The sequence below is a fragment of the Faunimonas pinastri genome, from assembly GCF_900110915.1.
Taxonomy (GTDB): domain Bacteria; phylum Pseudomonadota; class Alphaproteobacteria; order Rhizobiales; family Afifellaceae; genus Faunimonas; species Faunimonas pinastri.
In genome coordinates this window covers 47,435-63,535 of sequence record NZ_FOFG01000009.1, presented here as the reverse complement: position 1 = coordinate 63,535, position 16,101 = coordinate 47,435, and the positions used below count along the sequence as shown (strand labels likewise).

The 16,101-nt window shown below is 67.6% G+C and carries 11 protein-coding genes; 3 read left to right on the top strand and 8 right to left on the bottom strand.

Translation table 11 applies throughout. The features are described 5' to 3' along the window. Window positions 1-6: 6 nt before the first annotated feature. From BMY25_RS12730 to putA, 6 genes are all read right to left on the bottom strand, one after another. Window positions 7-1,245: an acyl-CoA dehydrogenase family protein gene (locus BMY25_RS12730; RefSeq protein ID WP_092497112.1), complete on the bottom strand. Its 1,239-nt coding sequence runs from the start codon at window positions 1,243-1,245 to the stop codon at window positions 7-9. Between the two features lie 13 nt (window positions 1,246-1,258). Continuing rightward, window positions 1,259-2,623 carry an NtaA/DmoA family FMN-dependent monooxygenase gene (locus tag BMY25_RS12725; protein WP_092497110.1) on the bottom strand — a complete coding sequence of 455 codons (1,365 nt, stop codon included), beginning with the start codon at window positions 2,621-2,623 and terminating at the stop codon, window positions 1,259-1,261. Window positions 2,624-2,685: 62 nt separating this feature from the next. Continuing rightward, window positions 2,686-3,690 carry an NrtA/SsuA/CpmA family ABC transporter substrate-binding protein gene (locus BMY25_RS12720; RefSeq protein ID WP_092497108.1) on the bottom strand — a complete coding sequence of 335 codons (1,005 nt, stop codon included), beginning with the start codon at window positions 3,688-3,690 and terminating at the stop codon, window positions 2,686-2,688. A gap of 55 nt (window positions 3,691-3,745) precedes the next feature. Continuing rightward, window positions 3,746-4,471, bottom strand: a complete 726-nt coding sequence (locus BMY25_RS12715) for an ABC transporter ATP-binding protein (RefSeq protein WP_092497106.1) — start codon at window positions 4,469-4,471, stop codon at window positions 3,746-3,748. Next, a complete protein-coding gene (locus BMY25_RS12710) occupies window positions 4,471-5,325 on the bottom strand; it encodes an ABC transporter permease subunit (protein ID WP_092497104.1) in 855 nt (284 codons plus the stop codon). The genes BMY25_RS12715 and BMY25_RS12710 overlap by 1 nt, the downstream gene beginning before the upstream one ends. 394 nt (window positions 5,326-5,719) lie before the next feature. Beyond that, the gene (gene putA / locus BMY25_RS12705) at window positions 5,720-9,415 is read right to left on the bottom strand and encodes a trifunctional transcriptional regulator/proline dehydrogenase/L-glutamate gamma-semialdehyde dehydrogenase (protein WP_092497102.1); all 3,696 of its coding nucleotides are present in this window, start codon (window positions 9,413-9,415) and stop codon (window positions 5,720-5,722) included. Between the two features lie 141 nt (window positions 9,416-9,556). On the opposite strand from putA, the gene BMY25_RS12700 reads away from it, so the two are divergent. Together BMY25_RS12700 and BMY25_RS12695 are read left to right on the top strand one after the other, a co-directional pair. After that, entirely contained in the window at window positions 9,557-10,030 is a 474-nt protein-coding gene (locus BMY25_RS12700; RefSeq protein WP_092497100.1) for an Lrp/AsnC family transcriptional regulator, read from the top strand. 169 nt (window positions 10,031-10,199) lie between these two features. Then, the gene (locus BMY25_RS12695; RefSeq protein ID WP_092497097.1) at window positions 10,200-11,240 is read left to right on the top strand and encodes an ornithine cyclodeaminase; all 1,041 of its coding nucleotides are present in this window, start codon (window positions 10,200-10,202) and stop codon (window positions 11,238-11,240) included. A 51-nt stretch (window positions 11,241-11,291) separates the two neighbouring features. Here BMY25_RS12695 and BMY25_RS12690 read toward each other — a convergent pair whose 3' ends face one another. Continuing rightward, window positions 11,292-12,227, bottom strand: coding sequence for an AEC family transporter (locus BMY25_RS12690; protein WP_092497095.1), 936 nt, complete (start codon window positions 12,225-12,227; stop codon window positions 11,292-11,294). Between the two features lie 108 nt (window positions 12,228-12,335). Between BMY25_RS12690 and BMY25_RS12685 the strand changes: the two genes are divergently transcribed. After that, entirely contained in the window at window positions 12,336-13,220 is an 885-nt protein-coding gene (locus BMY25_RS12685) for a LysR substrate-binding domain-containing protein (protein ID WP_092497093.1), read from the top strand. A 47-nt stretch (window positions 13,221-13,267) separates the two neighbouring features. On the opposite strand, the gene BMY25_RS12680 is transcribed toward BMY25_RS12685, so the two are convergent. After that, on the bottom strand, window positions 13,268-16,021 hold the full coding sequence (locus BMY25_RS12680; protein ID WP_092497091.1) for a glycoside hydrolase family 2 protein: 2,754 nt from the start codon (window positions 16,019-16,021) through the stop codon (window positions 13,268-13,270). Window positions 16,022-16,101 lie beyond the last annotated feature (80 nt).

The following is a 16,101-nucleotide window of genomic DNA, read 5'->3' as shown; positions in this document are numbered from 1 at the left end:
CTCGCTTTAGAAAAAGGCGCCGGTGGGGGGCAGGGTGCCGTTGAGATGGAAGTCGCCCACCACGCGCTCCTTGTAGATGCGGGGATTGTGGGCGGCGATGACCTTGATGTTGCGCCAGTGGCGGTCGAAAGCGTTGCGCACGGAAACGCCGCTGCCGCTCGCCACGTCGATCAGGAGGCTGGCGAGCGTCGCGGCCACTTCGTCCGTCACCAGCTTGGCTTCCGCCGCGGCGATGGTGGCTTGCACCGATAGCTCATGTGCATCCGGCGTGCCGGCCGCGAGCCAGGCCTCGTCCAGAGCGGCGATGGCGCGCTCCACCGTCCCGATCACGGCGGAACGGTACCCGGCGATCCGGCCGATGACGGACTGGATCTCGGGCTCCTGCCGGGGATGGTCCGCCAGGCCATGGTAATAATTCCGGCTCCGCCCCCGCACGAGGTTGATCGCGTCGATGAGGATGCGCTGCACGACCCCGGAGACGATGGTGGTCAGATAGATTTGGTGGAACGTGTAGCCATAGGAATCCGGTCCCTGCGCCGGCGGCGTGAAGAGGTCCGTCTCCATGACAGGCACGCGGTCGAAAACCGTCCTGCCCGAGCCGGTCAGCTTCTGGCCGAAACCGTCCCAGTCGTCTTCCAGCCGCACGCCCTCCGCTTCCGTGCCCACCAGGAAGGCGGTCGCCTCGCCGGTGCGGCCGCTGCGGGCGGAAACCATCAGGTGATCGGCATACATGTTGCCGGTGCTGTAGATCTTGGTGCCGGAGATCCGGTAGCGGCCTTCCGCCTCCGACCAGGCGAGTTCGGCCGCCGGCACGGTGCCCCGTCCGCCCGCCGGATCGCGCGTCACTTCGGAAAAGGCGACGCCGAACATCCGGCCTTGCCGCGCCAGATCGAGAAGCCGGGCGGAGAAGGGCTCATCCGGCGTCCTCAGATGCTGTTCCACGGCGTGGAAGTGGTTGCGGAAGACGTGCGCGACGTTGGAGTCCGCCGTGGCGAGATCCCGCGTCAGTCCGAAGAGATCCGGCAGCGAGAGGCCGGCACCGCCAAGCTCGGTGGGAAGCCGCACGGCGCCGTAGCCCGCCGCCTTCAGCTCCTGCACTTCCGCGTGGATCGGACGGCGCTCCACGTCCCGCTCGGCCGCGTCTGCAGCAAAGCGGGCGAAGGCGTCCGCGAGGCCCAGCCGGCGGGTCGGCTCGCTCCAGTCGGGCGTCGCGGGAAGGGTTTCGAGGCGTGTCTTGTCCAGCATGGTCCCGCTCGCCTCAGTTGTCGGTGCCGGTGCGGAGCAGCGGTTCGCTGTCCAGCCCGGCCGCGAAGAAGGGCTGCAGGCCCAGGTTTTCGCGAAGCGTCCGGCCGGTGTATTCGGTGCGGAAGCGCCCGGCCCGCTGCAGGATCGGGATCACGTGATCCACGATGTCCTCCAGTCCGCTGGTCTGGATGTCGATGTTCAGGTTGAAGCCGTCACTGGCGTTCTCGTCGACCCATGTCAGGATGTCGCTCGCCACCTGCTCCGGCGCGCCGACGACGATGCGATGGCCGCCTGTGATGTTGCTGAACAGCGACTGGCGGGTCGTGTAGCCGTGGGCCAGCGCCTCGCTGACGATCTGCTTCTTCACCCAGCGCGAGGCGATCGGCTCGGAACTGGAGGCGGCTATCCGCTCGTAGGGCAGGGGTTCGTCGAGCTTCAGATCCTCCGGCTGGATGCCGAGATGCGTCGCGAGTTCCTCCTTGAGGAAGGCGTGGTCGAGCAGCGCGTCGAGCTCGTCCTTGCGGCGCTGCGCTTCCGCCTCGGTGCCGCCGACAATCGGGAACAGGCCGGGCATGACGAGGAGCTGCGACGGATCGCGGCCATTGGCGAGCGCCAGCGATTTCACGTCGGCATAGAACTGCTTGCCGCCCTCGATCATCCGCTGGCCGGTAAAGAGCGCGTCGGCCCAGCGGGCGCCGAAAGCCTTGCTGTCTGCCGATTGTCCGGCCTGGAAGATCACCGGGCGTCCCTGCGGCCCCACCGGCGCGGAAAGGCAGCCGGAGGACGAGAAATGCGTGCCCCGCACATGGATCGGTCGAAGGCGTTCGGGATCGACGAAGACATGCCGCTCCGCATCGGCCACCACCGCTTCCTGCGGCACGGAATCCCAGAGCCCGGTGACGATCTCGGCGAATTCGGTCGCGCGACGATAGCGCTCCTCCTGCCCGAAGCCGGTTTCCACGCCGTAGGCGTCCAGCGCGACCTTGTTCTGGCTGGTGATGATGTTCCAGGCCGCGCGACCCTTGCTAATATGGTCGAGCGTGGCGATCTGCCGGGCGACCGCATAGGGATGGCCGAAGATCGTGGAGGTCGTCGCCACCAGCCCGATATGGTCGGTCACCTGGCTGAGCGCCGCCAGCAGCGACACGGGCTCCAGCGCCCGCCACGGACGGTGGAAGGCTTCCTCCACCAGCCCGCCCGGACCGTCGGCGAGGAACAGCGCGTCGAGACGGCCGCGTTCGGCGACCTTCGCGATCCGGACAAAGGCATCGATATCCGTCGACACCGTTTCCGGGTTCGGAATCTTTTTCCATGCCGCGTCGTGACGGCCGGAAGCCAGCACGTTGACGCCGAGACGGACGGGTTTTGATCGGGACATGGCTGTCTCCTCTGCGAATTCGGATGTGGGTGCCGCCGTCGGCACCCCGTGGCGCTCTCGGGTCAGGTCTTCACGAGATAATCGGAGACGTTGACCTTCTGCGGCAGGATCTTGCGCTCGCTCAGCCAGTCGGACGCGAACTGGAACTTCTTGACGAAGTCCTGATCGTCCGGCTCGTAAAAGGTGATCTTCTGCTGCAGGCCGGTGAGGTGATCGCGCACGGCATCGGAATATTGCCCGACCTTCTGCGCGATGCGGTTGGCCTCACCCGGATGATCGTTCACCCACCTGCCTTCCTCGTAATAGGCGTCGATCACGGCGCGGACGAGTTCGGAGTTCTTCTCCGCGAAGCCGCGCAGCGTCACCAGCGAGGTGAAGTCGATGACGAAATCGAGGTCGTTGCCTTCAAAGAAGATGTCCCTGGCGTCGAAGCGGTCGCGGGCGATGTCGACGCCGGGAGACCACATGGACCAGGCATCAACCTTGCCTTGCCCGAAGGCGGGAGCGGCATCCGGCGGGTTCAGGTAGACGAACTCCACGTCCTTGCGGTCGAGACCGTTCTTCTCCAGCGCGGCGACCAGCAGGAATTCGCCGAGGCCGGAGCGGTTCACCGCCACGCGCTTGCCCTTGAGATCCCTGACGCCCGCGATGCCGGAAGCGTTCTTGACGATGATCGCGGTGCTGCGCGGGTTGGTGAGCAGGAAATTGGTGAAGACGAGCGGCGACCCCGCGATGAGAGCGGCGAGCGCCGGCGTCGTGCTGCCCCAGAAGCCGAAGTCGGCGCTGCCGCCGACCACCGCGCGCATGGAGGGGGCATGGTTGGGGAAGGGACCGACCCATTCCACCTTGATATCCTTCCCGGCGAGCGTCTTTTCCAGTTCGCCCCGTTCCCGCGCGACCAGAGGCAGGCCGCCCTGTCCCCAGCCGAGGCGGACCGTACCGGTGTTGCGGGTGCCGGCGGCGAAGGCGCCGCGCGGCAGAGCGAGGCCCGCCGCGGCAATGCCTGCGGAAAGCGCCGCGCCCTGCAGCAAATGGCGGCGCGTCAGTGCGTGATCGAGCTTGGTCATGAGGCAATCCTTCCAGGCATGTTCTTGAGGTCCTGATCTCGTGGGAGGCGCTCCGTCAGGCGGCCGTGGGAAGCTCGACGCCCAGCTCCGTCAGGAGATCGCGACGCAGCCGCTCGCGCTCGACCTCGGCGCCGACCTCGTAGGAGGCGAAGATACGCCCGGCCTTCATCACGAGGATGCGGTCGGCCAGCGTGATCGCCTCGTCCACGTCGTGCGTGACCAGGAGGACGCCGGGGCGGTGACGGGCGACCAGCTCCTTGATCAGGAGATGCATCTTGATGCGGGTCAGCGCGTCGAGCGCGGCGAAGGGTTCGTCGAGAAGCAGCAGTTCCGGCTCGCGCACCAGTGCCCGGGCCAACGCCACGCGTTGCGCCTGCCCGCCGGAAAGGTTGCGCGGCCAGTCGTTCTCGCGGCCAACAAGGCCCACTTCCGACAGCGCCGCCGCCGCAAGCCGCTGCCCTTCCGGGCCTTCCATGCCGAGCGCCACATTGGCGTGCAGCGGCGCCCAGGGCAGGAGCCGGGGCTCCTGGAAGACCACGGCCGGGCGCAGGGGCCCTTCGATCCGGCCCGCATCCGCGAGGTCGAGCCGGGCGAGCGCCCTGAGCAGCGTGGTCTTGCCGCAACCGCTCTGGCCAAGGAGGGCGACGAACTCGCCGCGATCGATGCGGAGGTCGAGCCGGTCGATGACGACCCGGCCGCCATACTGGCGCTTCAGCCCGTGCACGGCGACGGCGGGGCCGATGGGCGTGCCGGAAACCCGGGGAACGGTGGCGACGGACATCAGCGCGATCCCTTCGCGAAGTTCGGGTGCCAGGCGAGCAGGCTGTGTTCCAGAAGGCGGGCCAGCCCGTCCGCGCCGACGCCGATTAGGGCATAGATCACGATGGTAAGGACGATGACGTCGGTCTGCAGGAACTCGCGGGCATCCATGGCGAGGAAGCCGATGCCTTTTGTGGTGGCGAGCGTTTCAGCGATCACCAGCGCCAGCCAGGCGACCGCCAGCGCGTAGCGCACCCCGTTGAGGATGGAGGGCATCGCGCCCGGCAGGATGATGCGGCGGATCTGCTCGCGGTTGCTCAGGCCGATCACGCGGCCGAGTTCAAGGAGCTTCGGATCGACCTGCCGGATGCCGAGCACGGTGTTGATGTAGATCGGGAACATCACGGCGAGCGAAACCAGGAAGACCTTCGCCGTCTCGTCCACGCCGAACCACACGATCACCATGGGCAGGAGAGCGAGGAAGGGGATGGCGCGGACCATCTGGATCGGCCGGTCGAGCAGCGCTTCCGCCAGCCGCGAAAAGCCGATGAGGACACCGAGCGAAAAGCCGATGCCGCCGCCGATGAGGAGGCCCGCCGCGGCGCGGAGCAGGCTGACGCCGAGGTCGCTCAGGAGCCGGCCCTGCTGGATCAGGTTCCAGGCGGTCAGGACGACGCTGCTGGGCGCCGGCAGGACCTGCGCAGCGACCAGACCGGCGCGCGACAGCGCCTCCCAGAGGACAACGGCCACGACCGGAACGATCCAGGAGATCAGGAAGAATCGGCCGGATTTCAGCTCAAGGAGAGAGGAGCGGGGAGAGCGGGGTTTCGCCGCCTCCAGCGCTGGCGAGCCTGTTTGGACAAGATCGATCGACATGGCTGGGATCCTGTTTCTGAATGAATTCGGAACCACGGTAGAAACCGCGTTGGGGTGCTGACGCGGGCGCCGGCTTTCACGCCCGTCACGCTGTCCGGGCACGTTCCGGCGACGAGCCGGCTTCGGGCGCAGTCGCTCGCGCTGACCGCCGGGGGAGGCTGCTCCTGAAGCACCAGACCGGTCTTCGATGACCCGGACATCGCATGACTTGCTCCTTCGATCGGGATGCGGAGACCTTAAGGCAGGCCCGCAAGGAGGAGAAAGAACAATACACTGTGTTTATAGACAATACGGGAATAAAGTCCCTCGGGCAAGCCGGTGGGAGAGATCGTGCTGCCCCTGAATGGAAGAAGCCCGCACGAGGCGGGCTTCCGGAGGGTCGTCGGCGGTCGGTTTAGCCGATGGCCATCAGGCTGGCATTGCCGCCGGCGGCCGCCGTGTTGATGGAAGTCGAGACCTCCTCAACCAGCCAGTTCAGCGCATAAGGCTCGGGCTTGCCGGCGATCTCCGCCGGGGATGCCGCCTGCACCAGAACCAGCGGCCCCGGCAATTTCGCGATCAGCGTGGCCACGGCGCGGATGCGCTCGCCATGGCCTTCCACCAGTGCGCCGGCATAGGGGCCGTCGCTCGCCCAGTCGCTCGACCATGTGAGCCGCGCCGCGACGCTGCGCGGCAGGTCCGTGAGGCCCTCCTGCAAGCCGGAGCCGGCGTCCACCACGACGCGGTTGCCGGTGGCGAGCGCCGCGGCAAGCTGGCTGTAGAGCCCCGCCGGCGTCTGCGGCGCGAGCAGGATCCGGCCGCGCGGATGCAGGTGATAAAGGTTGCGCTCGCCCACCGGGCCCGGCAGTTCGGCGCCGAAGCCGAGGGGGGAGACGGCCCCGGTCTGGCGGGCTCGCTCGGCTTCAACCCTGGCGCCCCGCGCCTCCAGCCATGCCGCGAAATCGCCGAGCGCCACGCCGGGATGGCTACCCGAAGCATCGACCGGGCGGGGCGGGTCGGCGACGAGGCGGCCGAGATAAAGCGGGCCGCCGGCTTTCGGGCCCGTGCCGGAAAGGCCCCGTCCGCCGAAGGGCTGCACGCCGACCACGGCCCCGATGACGTTGCGGTTGACGTAGAGATTGCCCGCCCGCACGCGGCTGGTGACATGGGCGATCGTGTCGTCCAGCCGGGTATGCAGGCCGAAGGTCAGGCCGTAGCCGGTGGCGTTGATGTCGTCGATCAGCCGGTCGAGCTTTTCGCGGCGATAGCGGATCACATGCAGCACCGGGCCGAACACCTCGCGCTGGAGATCGGCGAGGCTCATGAGTTCGATGATGGTCGGCGGCACGAAGGTGCCTGCCCCGGTTTCCGGTGGCAAGGCGATCTGCTCCACCTTGCGGCCGAGCGCCCGCATCGCGTCGATATGCTTCTCCAGCCCGGCCTTCGCCTCTTCGGTGATGACGGGGCCGATATCGACGCTGAGCCGGTCCGTGCGCCCGATGCCGAGCTCGTGCAGCGCGCCCTTCAGCATGGCGAGGATTCGATCGGCGGCTTCCTCCTGCAGGCACAGCACGCGGAGAGCCGAACAACGCTGGCCGGCGCTGTCGAAAGCGGAGGCGATGACATCGCCCACGACCTGCTCGGCAAGCGCGGAGGAATCCACGATCATCGCGTTCTGCCCGCCGGTTTCGGCGATCAGCGGGATCGGCTTGCCCCCGGGCGGGAGACGGTCGGCAAGCTGCGCCTGGATCAGTCGCGCCACGTCCGTCGATCCGGTGAACATGACACCGGCCGTTTCCGGCGCGCCCACCAGCGCGGCGCCGATCGGACCGTCCCCGGGCACGAACTGCAACACCTCGCGGGGGATGCCTGCCTCATGCAGGATCCGCACGCCTTCGGCGGCGATCAGCGGCGTTTCTTCCGCGGGCTTGGCGAGTACCGGGTTGCCGGCGGCGAGCGGCGCCGCGACCTGGCCGGTGAAGATCGCCAGCGGGAAATTCCATGGGCTGATGCAGACGACCGGCCCGAGCGCGCGGTCGGCCGCTTGCAGCGTGCGCCGGGTCTCGCTGGCGTAATAACGCAGGAAGTCGATCGCCTCGCGCGCTTCGGCGATGGCGTTGGGCAGGGACTTGCCGGCCTCGCGGCAGATGAGCCCGAGCAGGATCGGCATGCGGTCCTGCATGAGGTCGGCCGCGCGCTCCAGCATCGCCGCGCGGTCAGCCGGCCCAATTGCCGCCCAGCCCCCTGCGGCGGAAGCCGCGCGCCGGACCGCGTCGCGCGCTTCGTCTTCGGACGCTTCCACCACGTGGCCCACCACGTCGGCACGGTCTCCGGGGTTGAGCACCGGACGGGCAGAACCGGTTCCGCCGAAGCCCGGCGCGGCCGACCAGTCCCGCGCCGCGCTCTGCCGCAACGCGTCGGAAAGGGCCGCAAGTTCCGTCTCGCTGGCGAGATCGAGCCCGGCGGAGTTTCGGCGCACCTCGCCGTAAAGATCGGCCGGCAGGGCGATGGCCTCGTGCGGCGCGCCCATCACCGGCATGGCGCGCACCGCGTCCGCCGGATCGGCGACGAGTTCGTCCAGCGTGATGGCGGGATCGGCGATACGGTTCACGAAGGAGGAATTGGCGCCGTTCTCCAGCAGGCGGCGAACGAGATAAGCAAGCAGCGTCTCGTGCGTGCCCACGGGGGCGTAGATGCGGCAGGGACGGTTCAGCTTCGCCGGCCCGACCACCTCGTCGTAAAGCGGCTCGCCCATGCCGTGCAGGCACTGGAATTCATAGAGGCCGACGCGGAAATCCGGCCCGGCGAGATGGTAGATGGTGGCGAGCGTCTGCGCGTTGTGGGTCGCGAATTGCGGGAAGACGGCATCGGTCGCCGCCAGGAGCTTCTTCGCGCAGGCGACGTAGGAAACGTCGGTGTGGATCTTGCGGGTATAGACGGGAAAGCCGTCCTGCCCGTCCATCTGCGCCCGCTTGATCTCCGCGTCCCAGTAGGCGCCCTTGACCAACCGCACCATGATGCGTCGGCCCGCGCGGCGCGCCAGGTCGATGATGAAGTCGAGCACGAAGGGGCAGCGCTTGCCATACGCCTGCACCACGAAGCCGAGGCCATCCCAGCCGGCAAGCCCGGGGTCGAGGCCGAGCTCCTCCAGCAGGTCGAGGCTGAGCTCCAGCCGGTCGGCCTCTTCCGCGTCGATGTTGAGGCCGATGTCGTAACCCCTGGCGATCAGCGCCAGCGCCTTCACGCGGGGCAGCAACTCGCCCATGACGCGCCCGGCCTGCGCGCGGGTATAGCGCGGATGCAGGGCCGAGAGCTTGATGGAGATGCCCGGCCCCTCATAGATGCCGCGCCCAGCGGACGCCTTGCCAATGGCGTGGATCGCCCCTTCGTAATCGCGGTAATAGCGCTCCGCGTCGGCGGCCGTCGTCGCCGCCTCGCCCAGCATGTCGTAGGAGTAGCGGAAGCCGCGCTCCTCCAGGGGCCGCGCCCGTTTCAGCGCCTCGCCGATCGTCTCGCCCGTGACGAACTGCTCGCCCATCATCCGCATGGCCATGTCGACGCCGCGCCGGATGACTGGCTCGCCGCAGCGCGCGACGAGGCGGGTGAGGGCGGCGGAAAGCGAACGGTCGTTGACGGTGCCGGTCAGCTTGCCCGTGACCACCAGGCCCCAGGTCGCGGCATTGACGAAGAGCGAGCGGCCGCCGCCGAGATGGGACTTCCAGTCGCCGTCGGCGATCTTGTCGCGGATCAGCGCATCGCGCGTCGCCGTATCCGGGATGCGGAGCAGCGCTTCGGCAAGGCACATCAGCGCCACGCCTTCTCCGCTGGACAGCGCATATTCCTGCACGAGGCCTTCGACGCCGGAGCCCTTGTGCTTGGCGCGAAGAGCCTCGATCAACCGGCGCGCGGTGCGGGCAGCCGCTTCGCGCATGGCGGGCTCAAGCGTTGCGGCTTCCACCAGCGGCGGCAGGCATTCCGGTTCGGGCCGGCGGGTTGCGGCGGTGATCGCCCGACGAAGCGAGCCCTGCTCGCGGATCGGCGGAGCGAAACCGGCAAAGACCGGCGAGGCGGCCGGAGTTTCTTCGGTGGGCGCAGAGATGGGTTCGGACATGGCGGGACCGGGGTCTGAGCGAGGCGTTCGGGCCGCGCTTCTCTTGGCTCAAATCCTAGCATCCCTGACAGCGAGCCGACGCGCTTGAAATCGGCGAGGAAACAGGTCTTCTTCCTTCTTTATGGATAGAAAGAGGGAAGAATGGCGGCGAAATCCGTTGATGCCGGAGAATTAGACGTCTTTGACCGGAAAATCGTCGATGCTCTGGTCGAGGACGGACGCATGACGATCACCGACCTCGCCCGGAAGGTCGGATTGTCGAAATCCCCCTGTCAGGTCCGGCTGAAGCGGCTGGTGGAAGATGGCTTCATCCAGGGCTTCCGCGCCACGCTGGATCCCGGCAAGTTCGGGCTGGACCACATCGCCTTCGCCGAGGTGAAGCTCAGCGACACCCGCGAGGCGGCGCTCCGGGAGTTCAACGCGGCGGTGAGCCGGATCCAGGAGGTCGAGGAATGCCACATGATCGCGGGCAATTTCGACTATCTGCTGAAGGTCCGCACCGCCGATATCCGGCGCTATCGCCACGTGCTGGGCGAGCGCATCTCCACCCTGCCGCATGTCGCGAGCACCTCCACCTTCGTGGTCATGCAGACGGTGAAGGACACCGGCATCTGAGTTCGACCCATCAAGTTGCCTGAAAGCTACTCCACTTCTGCCCGGACAAATGTCGTATCTCCCGCACTTCGTCCGTTTCGCCTTGCATTCTGCTCGCCTAGGCTCTGGTCCCAAGTTCTTTCGGCCAAGGCGACAGCGTTTCGTTCCGGCCGCCTTCCGGAGTTGCCGCATGATCCCGAAACTCAACATCGTCCCCTTCGTCAGCGTGGACAACATGATGAAGCTGGTCCTCTCCATCGGGGTGGAGCGTTTCCTGACGGAGCTGGCAGAGGTTGTGGAAGAAGATTTCCGCCGCTGGGAAAGCTTCGACAAGACGCCGCGCCTCGCCGCCCACTCGCCTGAGGGCGTGATCGAACTGATGCCGACCTCGGACGGCACGGCCTACGGCTTCAAATACGTCAACGGCCATCCCAAGAATTCGCGCACCGGCCGCCAGACGGTCGCCGCCTTCGGGGTGCTCGCCGATGTCGGCAACGGCTACCCCGTGCTCCTGACGGAAATGACGATCCTCACCGCCTTGCGCACGGCGGCGACCTCCGCCGTGGCGGCGAAGCATCTGGCGCCCAGGGGCGCGCGGACGATGGCGATCATCGGCAATGGCGCGCAGGCGGAATTCCAGGCGCTCGCGTTCAAGTCGCTGCTCGGCATAGACAAGCTCCGCCTCTACGATATCGACGCCTCGGCCAGCCAGAAGTGCCGCCGCAATCTCGCGGGCTTCGGGCTCGACGTCACGATCTGCGGCAGCGTCGAGGAAGCGGTGCAGGGCGCCGAGATCGTCACCACCGTGACGGCCGACAAGCAGTACGCGACGATCCTGACGGACAATCTCGTGGGCTCCGGCATCCACATCAACGCGGTGGGCGGCGACTGTCCGGGCAAGACCGAGCTTCACGCCGACATCCTGCGCCGCGCCGACATCTTCGTGGAATATCCGCCGCAGACCCGCATCGAGGGCGAGATCCAGCAGCTCGCGCCGGATCATCCCGTGACGGAACTCTGGCAGGTCATCACCGGCCAGATCCCCGGCCGCCGCGATCCCCGGCAGATCACGCTGTTCGATTCCGTCGGCTTCGCCACGGAGGATTTCTCCGCCCTCCGCTACGTGCATTCCAAGGTGACCGGCACGGCCTTCTTCGAGGAACTCGACATGGTGGCCGACCCGGACGAGCCGCGCGACCTTTTCGGCATGCTGCTGCGAGCGGCGGCCTGATCGAACAGCAGGGCGGCCGCGAGCCGCCCTTTTCTGTCGGGGGCGTCTGCGCTAGCCGGCCACCGCCAGATAGGCGGACACGGTGAAGACGGAGAGAATCGTCGAGATCAGCACCGTGTTGCAGGTGATGCTGGCTTCGCGATTGTAGAATTCCGCCAGCATGAAGGGGCCGGTTCCCGTCGGAAGCGCCGCGATCAGCACGGCCGTGTGCGTCAAGAGCGGCGGCAGTCCGAAGACATGAGCGGCGAGAACCCAGGTCAGAACGGGCTGGCAGATGAGCTTCAAAAACACCAGGAGGGTCGTGGTGCCGAAGTCCGATTCCGATGGCTGGCGTTCGGCGGCCAGGAACAGGCCGAGCGCCACCAGCGCGCAGGGCGACGCCGCGCCGCCCAGAAGCTTGAGGAACGTTTCCGCCGGCGCCGGGATGGTGAACCCGGCCAGCGGCACGATGGCGCCGAGCAGCGGCGAGACCAGCAGCGGGTTCTTCAGGAGCGACAGGCCGACCTTGGCGGCCAGCCGGCTCCGCCGCTTCTCCGTCTGCAGGCCGGTCTCGATCAGCACGATGGCGGCGGCGAAGAGGACGCAGACCGTGATGATGGTTGCCACAAGCGTCGGGGCGAGTGCGTCGTGCCCGAGCGCCACCAGCGCCAGCGGAAAGCCGATGAACCCGGCATTGGCATAGCCGGCGTTCAGCCCGTCGATCGCGGCATCGGCGAGATGGCGCGGACGCCGCAGCCGCACCGCGATCGTCAGCGCGAACACGATGCCGGAACCCAGCCCGAAGGCGGCGATGAAGCCGGGCTGCCAGACATCGCTCCACCGCGCATGGGCCACGATGTCGAAGAGCAGCGCCGGCAGCGCCAGCCAGACCACGAAACGGTTGATCTCGCTGGAAGCCTGCGGGCTCAGGATCTTCGTGCGTCGTGCGAGCCAGCCCGCAAAGATCAGGGCGAAGATCGGCAGCACGATGGAAAGGGTGGAGAGCATGATCGCGGGCGTTCGGGAGAGAAGGAGGAGGAAGCCCCTCCCGCATAGCGGGCGGAGGCGTTACGATCCAATGCCGATTATTCCGGCGATCCATACCTTTTCGGCATCATGATCGATATTCGCCAGATGCGCTATTTCGTGGCGCTCGCCGAGACGCTGCATTTCGGCCGCGCCGCCGAGCGTCTCAATCTCAGCCAGCCGCCGCTCAGCCGCCAGATCGCCGCGTTGGAGCGCGAGCTCGGCGTGCGGCTCGTGGAGCGCCACTCGCGGCAGGCGTCGCTGGCGGCCGCGGGCAAGCGCTTCCTGCAGGATTCCAGAGCGGTGCTCGCCTCCTTCGACGAAGCCTGTCGCAACGCGAAGCTGGCCGATGAGGGCGAACTCGGCGAACTCGCCATCGGCTTCATGATGCACGCGGCCTACGGGGCGCTGCCCGGCATCGCGCGGCGTTATATGGCGGCCTATCCCGGCGTCCGGCTGTCGTTGCGCGAGGTCATTCCGAGCCTGCTCCCGCAGCTGATCATGACCGGGCAGTTCGATGCCGGGATCACCTTCCATGGGGGCGGGAACCCGGCCCTGGAAAGCCGCTCGATCCATCGGGAGCGTCTCTGCCTCGTCGTTCCGCCCGGCCATCGGCTGGCCGACAGGGAAACGGTGCAAGCCGCCGATCTCGAAGGCGAGGCGCTGATCGCCACCCACGCCGACGTCGCGCCGATCCTGCGCAACGTCGTGGTCGATTTCTGCCGCGCCGCCGGTTTCGAACCGCTGGTGCAGCTGGAAGCGCAGCTCCAGCAGACCATCGTCCGGCTGGTCGCGGAGGGGCTCGGGATCGCGCTTGTGCCGGAAACCATGCGCAAGATCGGCTTTGCCGACGTCGTCTTCCGCGACCTGGAGGATGCGCCAGTGGTGGAGCACGTGATCGCCTGGCGGCGCGGCAATCTCAATCCGGCGCTGAAGCCGTTTCTCCGCACCGCCGGGATCTTCGTCGAGGAATGAGGAAGGGACGGGGCGGCGCGCTCGCCCCGCCTCGTCCCCTCCTGCCCTCAACGTCCGGCCGCGGTGCGGATCAGCGCCGCCATCAGGGTCGCCGCGACCGGGTCTTCGCCGGGCGCGGATTCCGTCAGCCGGAAGGTGCTGGCGACGAGCTTGCCGCGTCCGAAGGGCCGCTCGCCGATCGTCACGGCGGGCTTGTGGATCCATCCGACCACGACGCCCGCATGGACGCGGCTTTCATATTCCCAGGGCTGGAAGCCGGTCAGCACATGGCGTGGCGCGACATTGTTGAAGGCGAGATCCAGCAGCGGGCCGCCCGGCAGGTCGGCGAAGGCGCCGGTCCGCTTCAGCCACGAGAAGGACGAGATCCAGTCGCCGCGCCACATCGTGCCGTGCCGCTCGGCAAGGCCGAGACCGGGAAAATAATGATGGTTGGCGACGGGAATGCCGGGCCTTCCATCGACGATCGGCATGAAGGGCTGCTCGCGCGGCGGTTCGTCGGCGCGGAGGTTGCCGCGAGCCCGGCCATGCCCGTCGGCCAGCACCAGCATGCGGCCGCCGAGGCGGATCGCGTCGACATCGTCGGCGTCGACGCCGCGCGCCACCACCACGTCGGCTTCGCCCGGCTTGGCAAGCCTGTAGCCGAGAGCCCCGAGATAGGCGGCGAGTTCGGGATCTCGACAGGCGAGGGTGAGGGACGGGGGCTCCGGCGCCCGCGCGAGCAGGGCAAGGTCGCCGGCATGGGTCGCCAGCACCGATCCATCGGAGGCCACGAGGTCGAGCCGCAGCGTCGCATTGACCGAGGCGTCGAGCGTCGGCGCACCGATCGTGACGGCGAGCGGCGCGGAGGTGGCAAGCGGCGCGACGGCCGGCGCCTGGACCTCGCCCGCGCGTCCGGCCAGCGACCAGCGCAGGCTTAAGCCCTCAGGCACATGCCGCCCGCCCGCCGCGATCACGATCTGGAGGTCGATCGTCTCGCCGGTCCAGAATGCATGGCGCTCCAGCTTCGGCACCAGCACGATGTCGGTATTCACCTCGGCGAAGCGCTCGTGAAAGACGCGCGGATTGCGCTTCAGGTCGAGCAGGCCGTTCGCCTCCCAGTGCACGTCGGTAAACTCGGTGATGACGTAGCCGACGATCGACGGGTGCGAGCGCATCGAGCCGATCTCGTACTGGAGATTGCGGAACTGGTGCCACTGCACCGCCTCGATGAAGCGGTCGAAGGTGCCGAAGACGCGGTCGAGGCGCAGCATGTCGAAGCGGTTGCGGATCGCGTGGGGGTAGGCCGCGCCGTCGCCCCAGAAGGGACCGCTTTCCATCCAGAAGGGCTCGCTGCCGTCCGGTTCGGTCAACTTGGCCGGATCGGGCAGGCCCCAGACGCCGAACTCGGAAACGATCAGCGGTTCCTCGCCGGTGCGGGTGCCGTCGCCATGCGGCGTGAAGGTCCAGTCCGCGCCGCCGGCGAACTCCTCCGTCAGCCGCTCCCACTCCGCCGGCCTTTCCGGGAAGGCGCGGTAATAATGGTAGTCGTTGATGTCTGTCTTCACGTGGAAGTTCGGCACGCAGGCGGAATTATCGACCACGAGCCGCGTCGGATCGAGCGCTTTCGCCCAGTCGAACGTCTCGGCGAGCCAGGCCCGGTGTTCGGGATTTTCCACCAGCCGCGTGCCCCAGTCCTCGTTGATGAGGGTCCAGGCGATGATCGAGGGATGGTTGCCGTCGCGGCGGAGAATGCCCTCGAAGGTCTCGCGCAGCCGCCGCGCGGCGTTCGGCGTCAGCTGCTCGACATTGGGGATCTCGGTCCAGACCAGCATGCCCAGCCGGTCGGCCACCTCGTAGTAACGCGGATCCGGCACCTTGATGTGGCAGCGCAGGCAGTTGAGCCCGAGCTCCTTCGCCTTGTGGAGCTGGTCTTCCAGAAATTCCAGCGAGGGCGGCGTGCAGATGCCGTCGGGGTAATAGTCCTGATCGAGCGCACCCCGGAGATAGAGCGGCTCGCCGTTGAGGAAGAGCTTGCCCTCCCGCGCTTCGATGCGGCGGAAGCCGAAGCTTTCCTCCAGCGCGTCGATCACCTCGCCATCGCGGAGAAGCTCCAGCTGCAGCCGATAGAGGTTCGGTGCATCCGGCGACCAGGGCAGCGGCGCGTCGACATGGAACCGCGCCGCAGCCTGCTCGCCATCGGCCGTGATCTCTCCCTTCCAGGCGGATGAACCGTCCTGCCCGAGCGCACGGATCCTGATGGCACCCGAATGAGCCGCGGAAAGCCCGAGATCGACCTTCACGCCCCCGGAGAGATCGGCGTGGATACGGCAATGCGCGAGATGCGGCGTGGAGCGGGCAAGCAGGCTGACAGACTGCCAGATGCCGCCGAGCGGGCCGTACCAGCTCTGCTTGCCATGCGGGATTTCCGGAAAGGGGAAGTCCGGGAAGCGGTCCGCCTCGCTGGTGGGCAGGGTGACCGTGACCTCGATCTGGTTTTCGGGGCGCAGGCAATCCGGCGGCAGGACGAATTCGAAGGGGAGATAGCCGCCCTCGTGCCGACCGATCTCGGTGCCGTTCACGCGCACGATGCAGAAATAGTTCACCGCGCCAAAGCGGAGCCACACCTCCCGGCCAGCCCAATCGGCGGGCAGCAGGAAGGTCCGGCGATAGTCGGCCGTGCCGGAGCTCTCGCGGAGGTCGTCGAAGGCCGCCTGCCAAGGGCCGGGCACCGTCGTCGTCCGCCAGCCGTCCCGGCTTTCGTGGCGAAACTCCCAGGTGCCGTCGAGGGACAGGCTGGGCCGCACCTCTGCTGTGGTGGTCATGAATGCCTCCCTGATTGTCTTGTTATGTCAGTCGCGATGCGGTCGGAGCGCCCGGCCTTCTTGTGTGGGCCATCTCGTGT

Excerpts from the sequence above, each read along its gene's own strand:
- BMY25_RS12730 (WP_092497112.1), bottom strand. The coding sequence starts at position 1,245 with ATGCTGGACAAGACACGCCTCGAAACCCTTCCCGCGACGCCCGACTGG.
- BMY25_RS12725 (WP_092497110.1), bottom strand. The coding sequence starts at position 2,623 with ATGTCCCGATCAAAACCCGTCCGTCTCGGCGTCAACGTGCTGGCTTCC.
- BMY25_RS12720 (WP_092497108.1), bottom strand. The coding sequence starts at position 3,690 with ATGACCAAGCTCGATCACGCACTGACGCGCCGCCATTTGCTGCAGGGC.
- BMY25_RS12715 (WP_092497106.1), bottom strand. The coding sequence starts at position 4,471 with ATGTCCGTCGCCACCGTTCCCCGGGTTTCCGGCACGCCCATCGGCCCC.
- BMY25_RS12710 (WP_092497104.1), bottom strand. The coding sequence starts at position 5,325 with ATGTCGATCGATCTTGTCCAAACAGGCTCGCCAGCGCTGGAGGCGGCG.
- putA (WP_092497102.1), bottom strand. The coding sequence starts at position 9,415 with ATGTCCGAACCCATCTCTGCGCCCACCGAAGAAACTCCGGCCGCCTCG.
- BMY25_RS12700 (WP_092497100.1), top strand. The coding sequence starts at position 9,557 with ATGGCGGCGAAATCCGTTGATGCCGGAGAATTAGACGTCTTTGACCGG.
- BMY25_RS12695 (WP_092497097.1), top strand. The coding sequence starts at position 10,200 with ATGATCCCGAAACTCAACATCGTCCCCTTCGTCAGCGTGGACAACATG.
- BMY25_RS12690 (WP_092497095.1), bottom strand. The coding sequence starts at position 12,227 with ATGCTCTCCACCCTTTCCATCGTGCTGCCGATCTTCGCCCTGATCTTT.
- BMY25_RS12685 (WP_092497093.1), top strand. The coding sequence starts at position 12,336 with ATGATCGATATTCGCCAGATGCGCTATTTCGTGGCGCTCGCCGAGACG.
- BMY25_RS12680 (WP_092497091.1), bottom strand. The coding sequence starts at position 16,021 with ATGACCACCACAGCAGAGGTGCGGCCCAGCCTGTCCCTCGACGGCACC.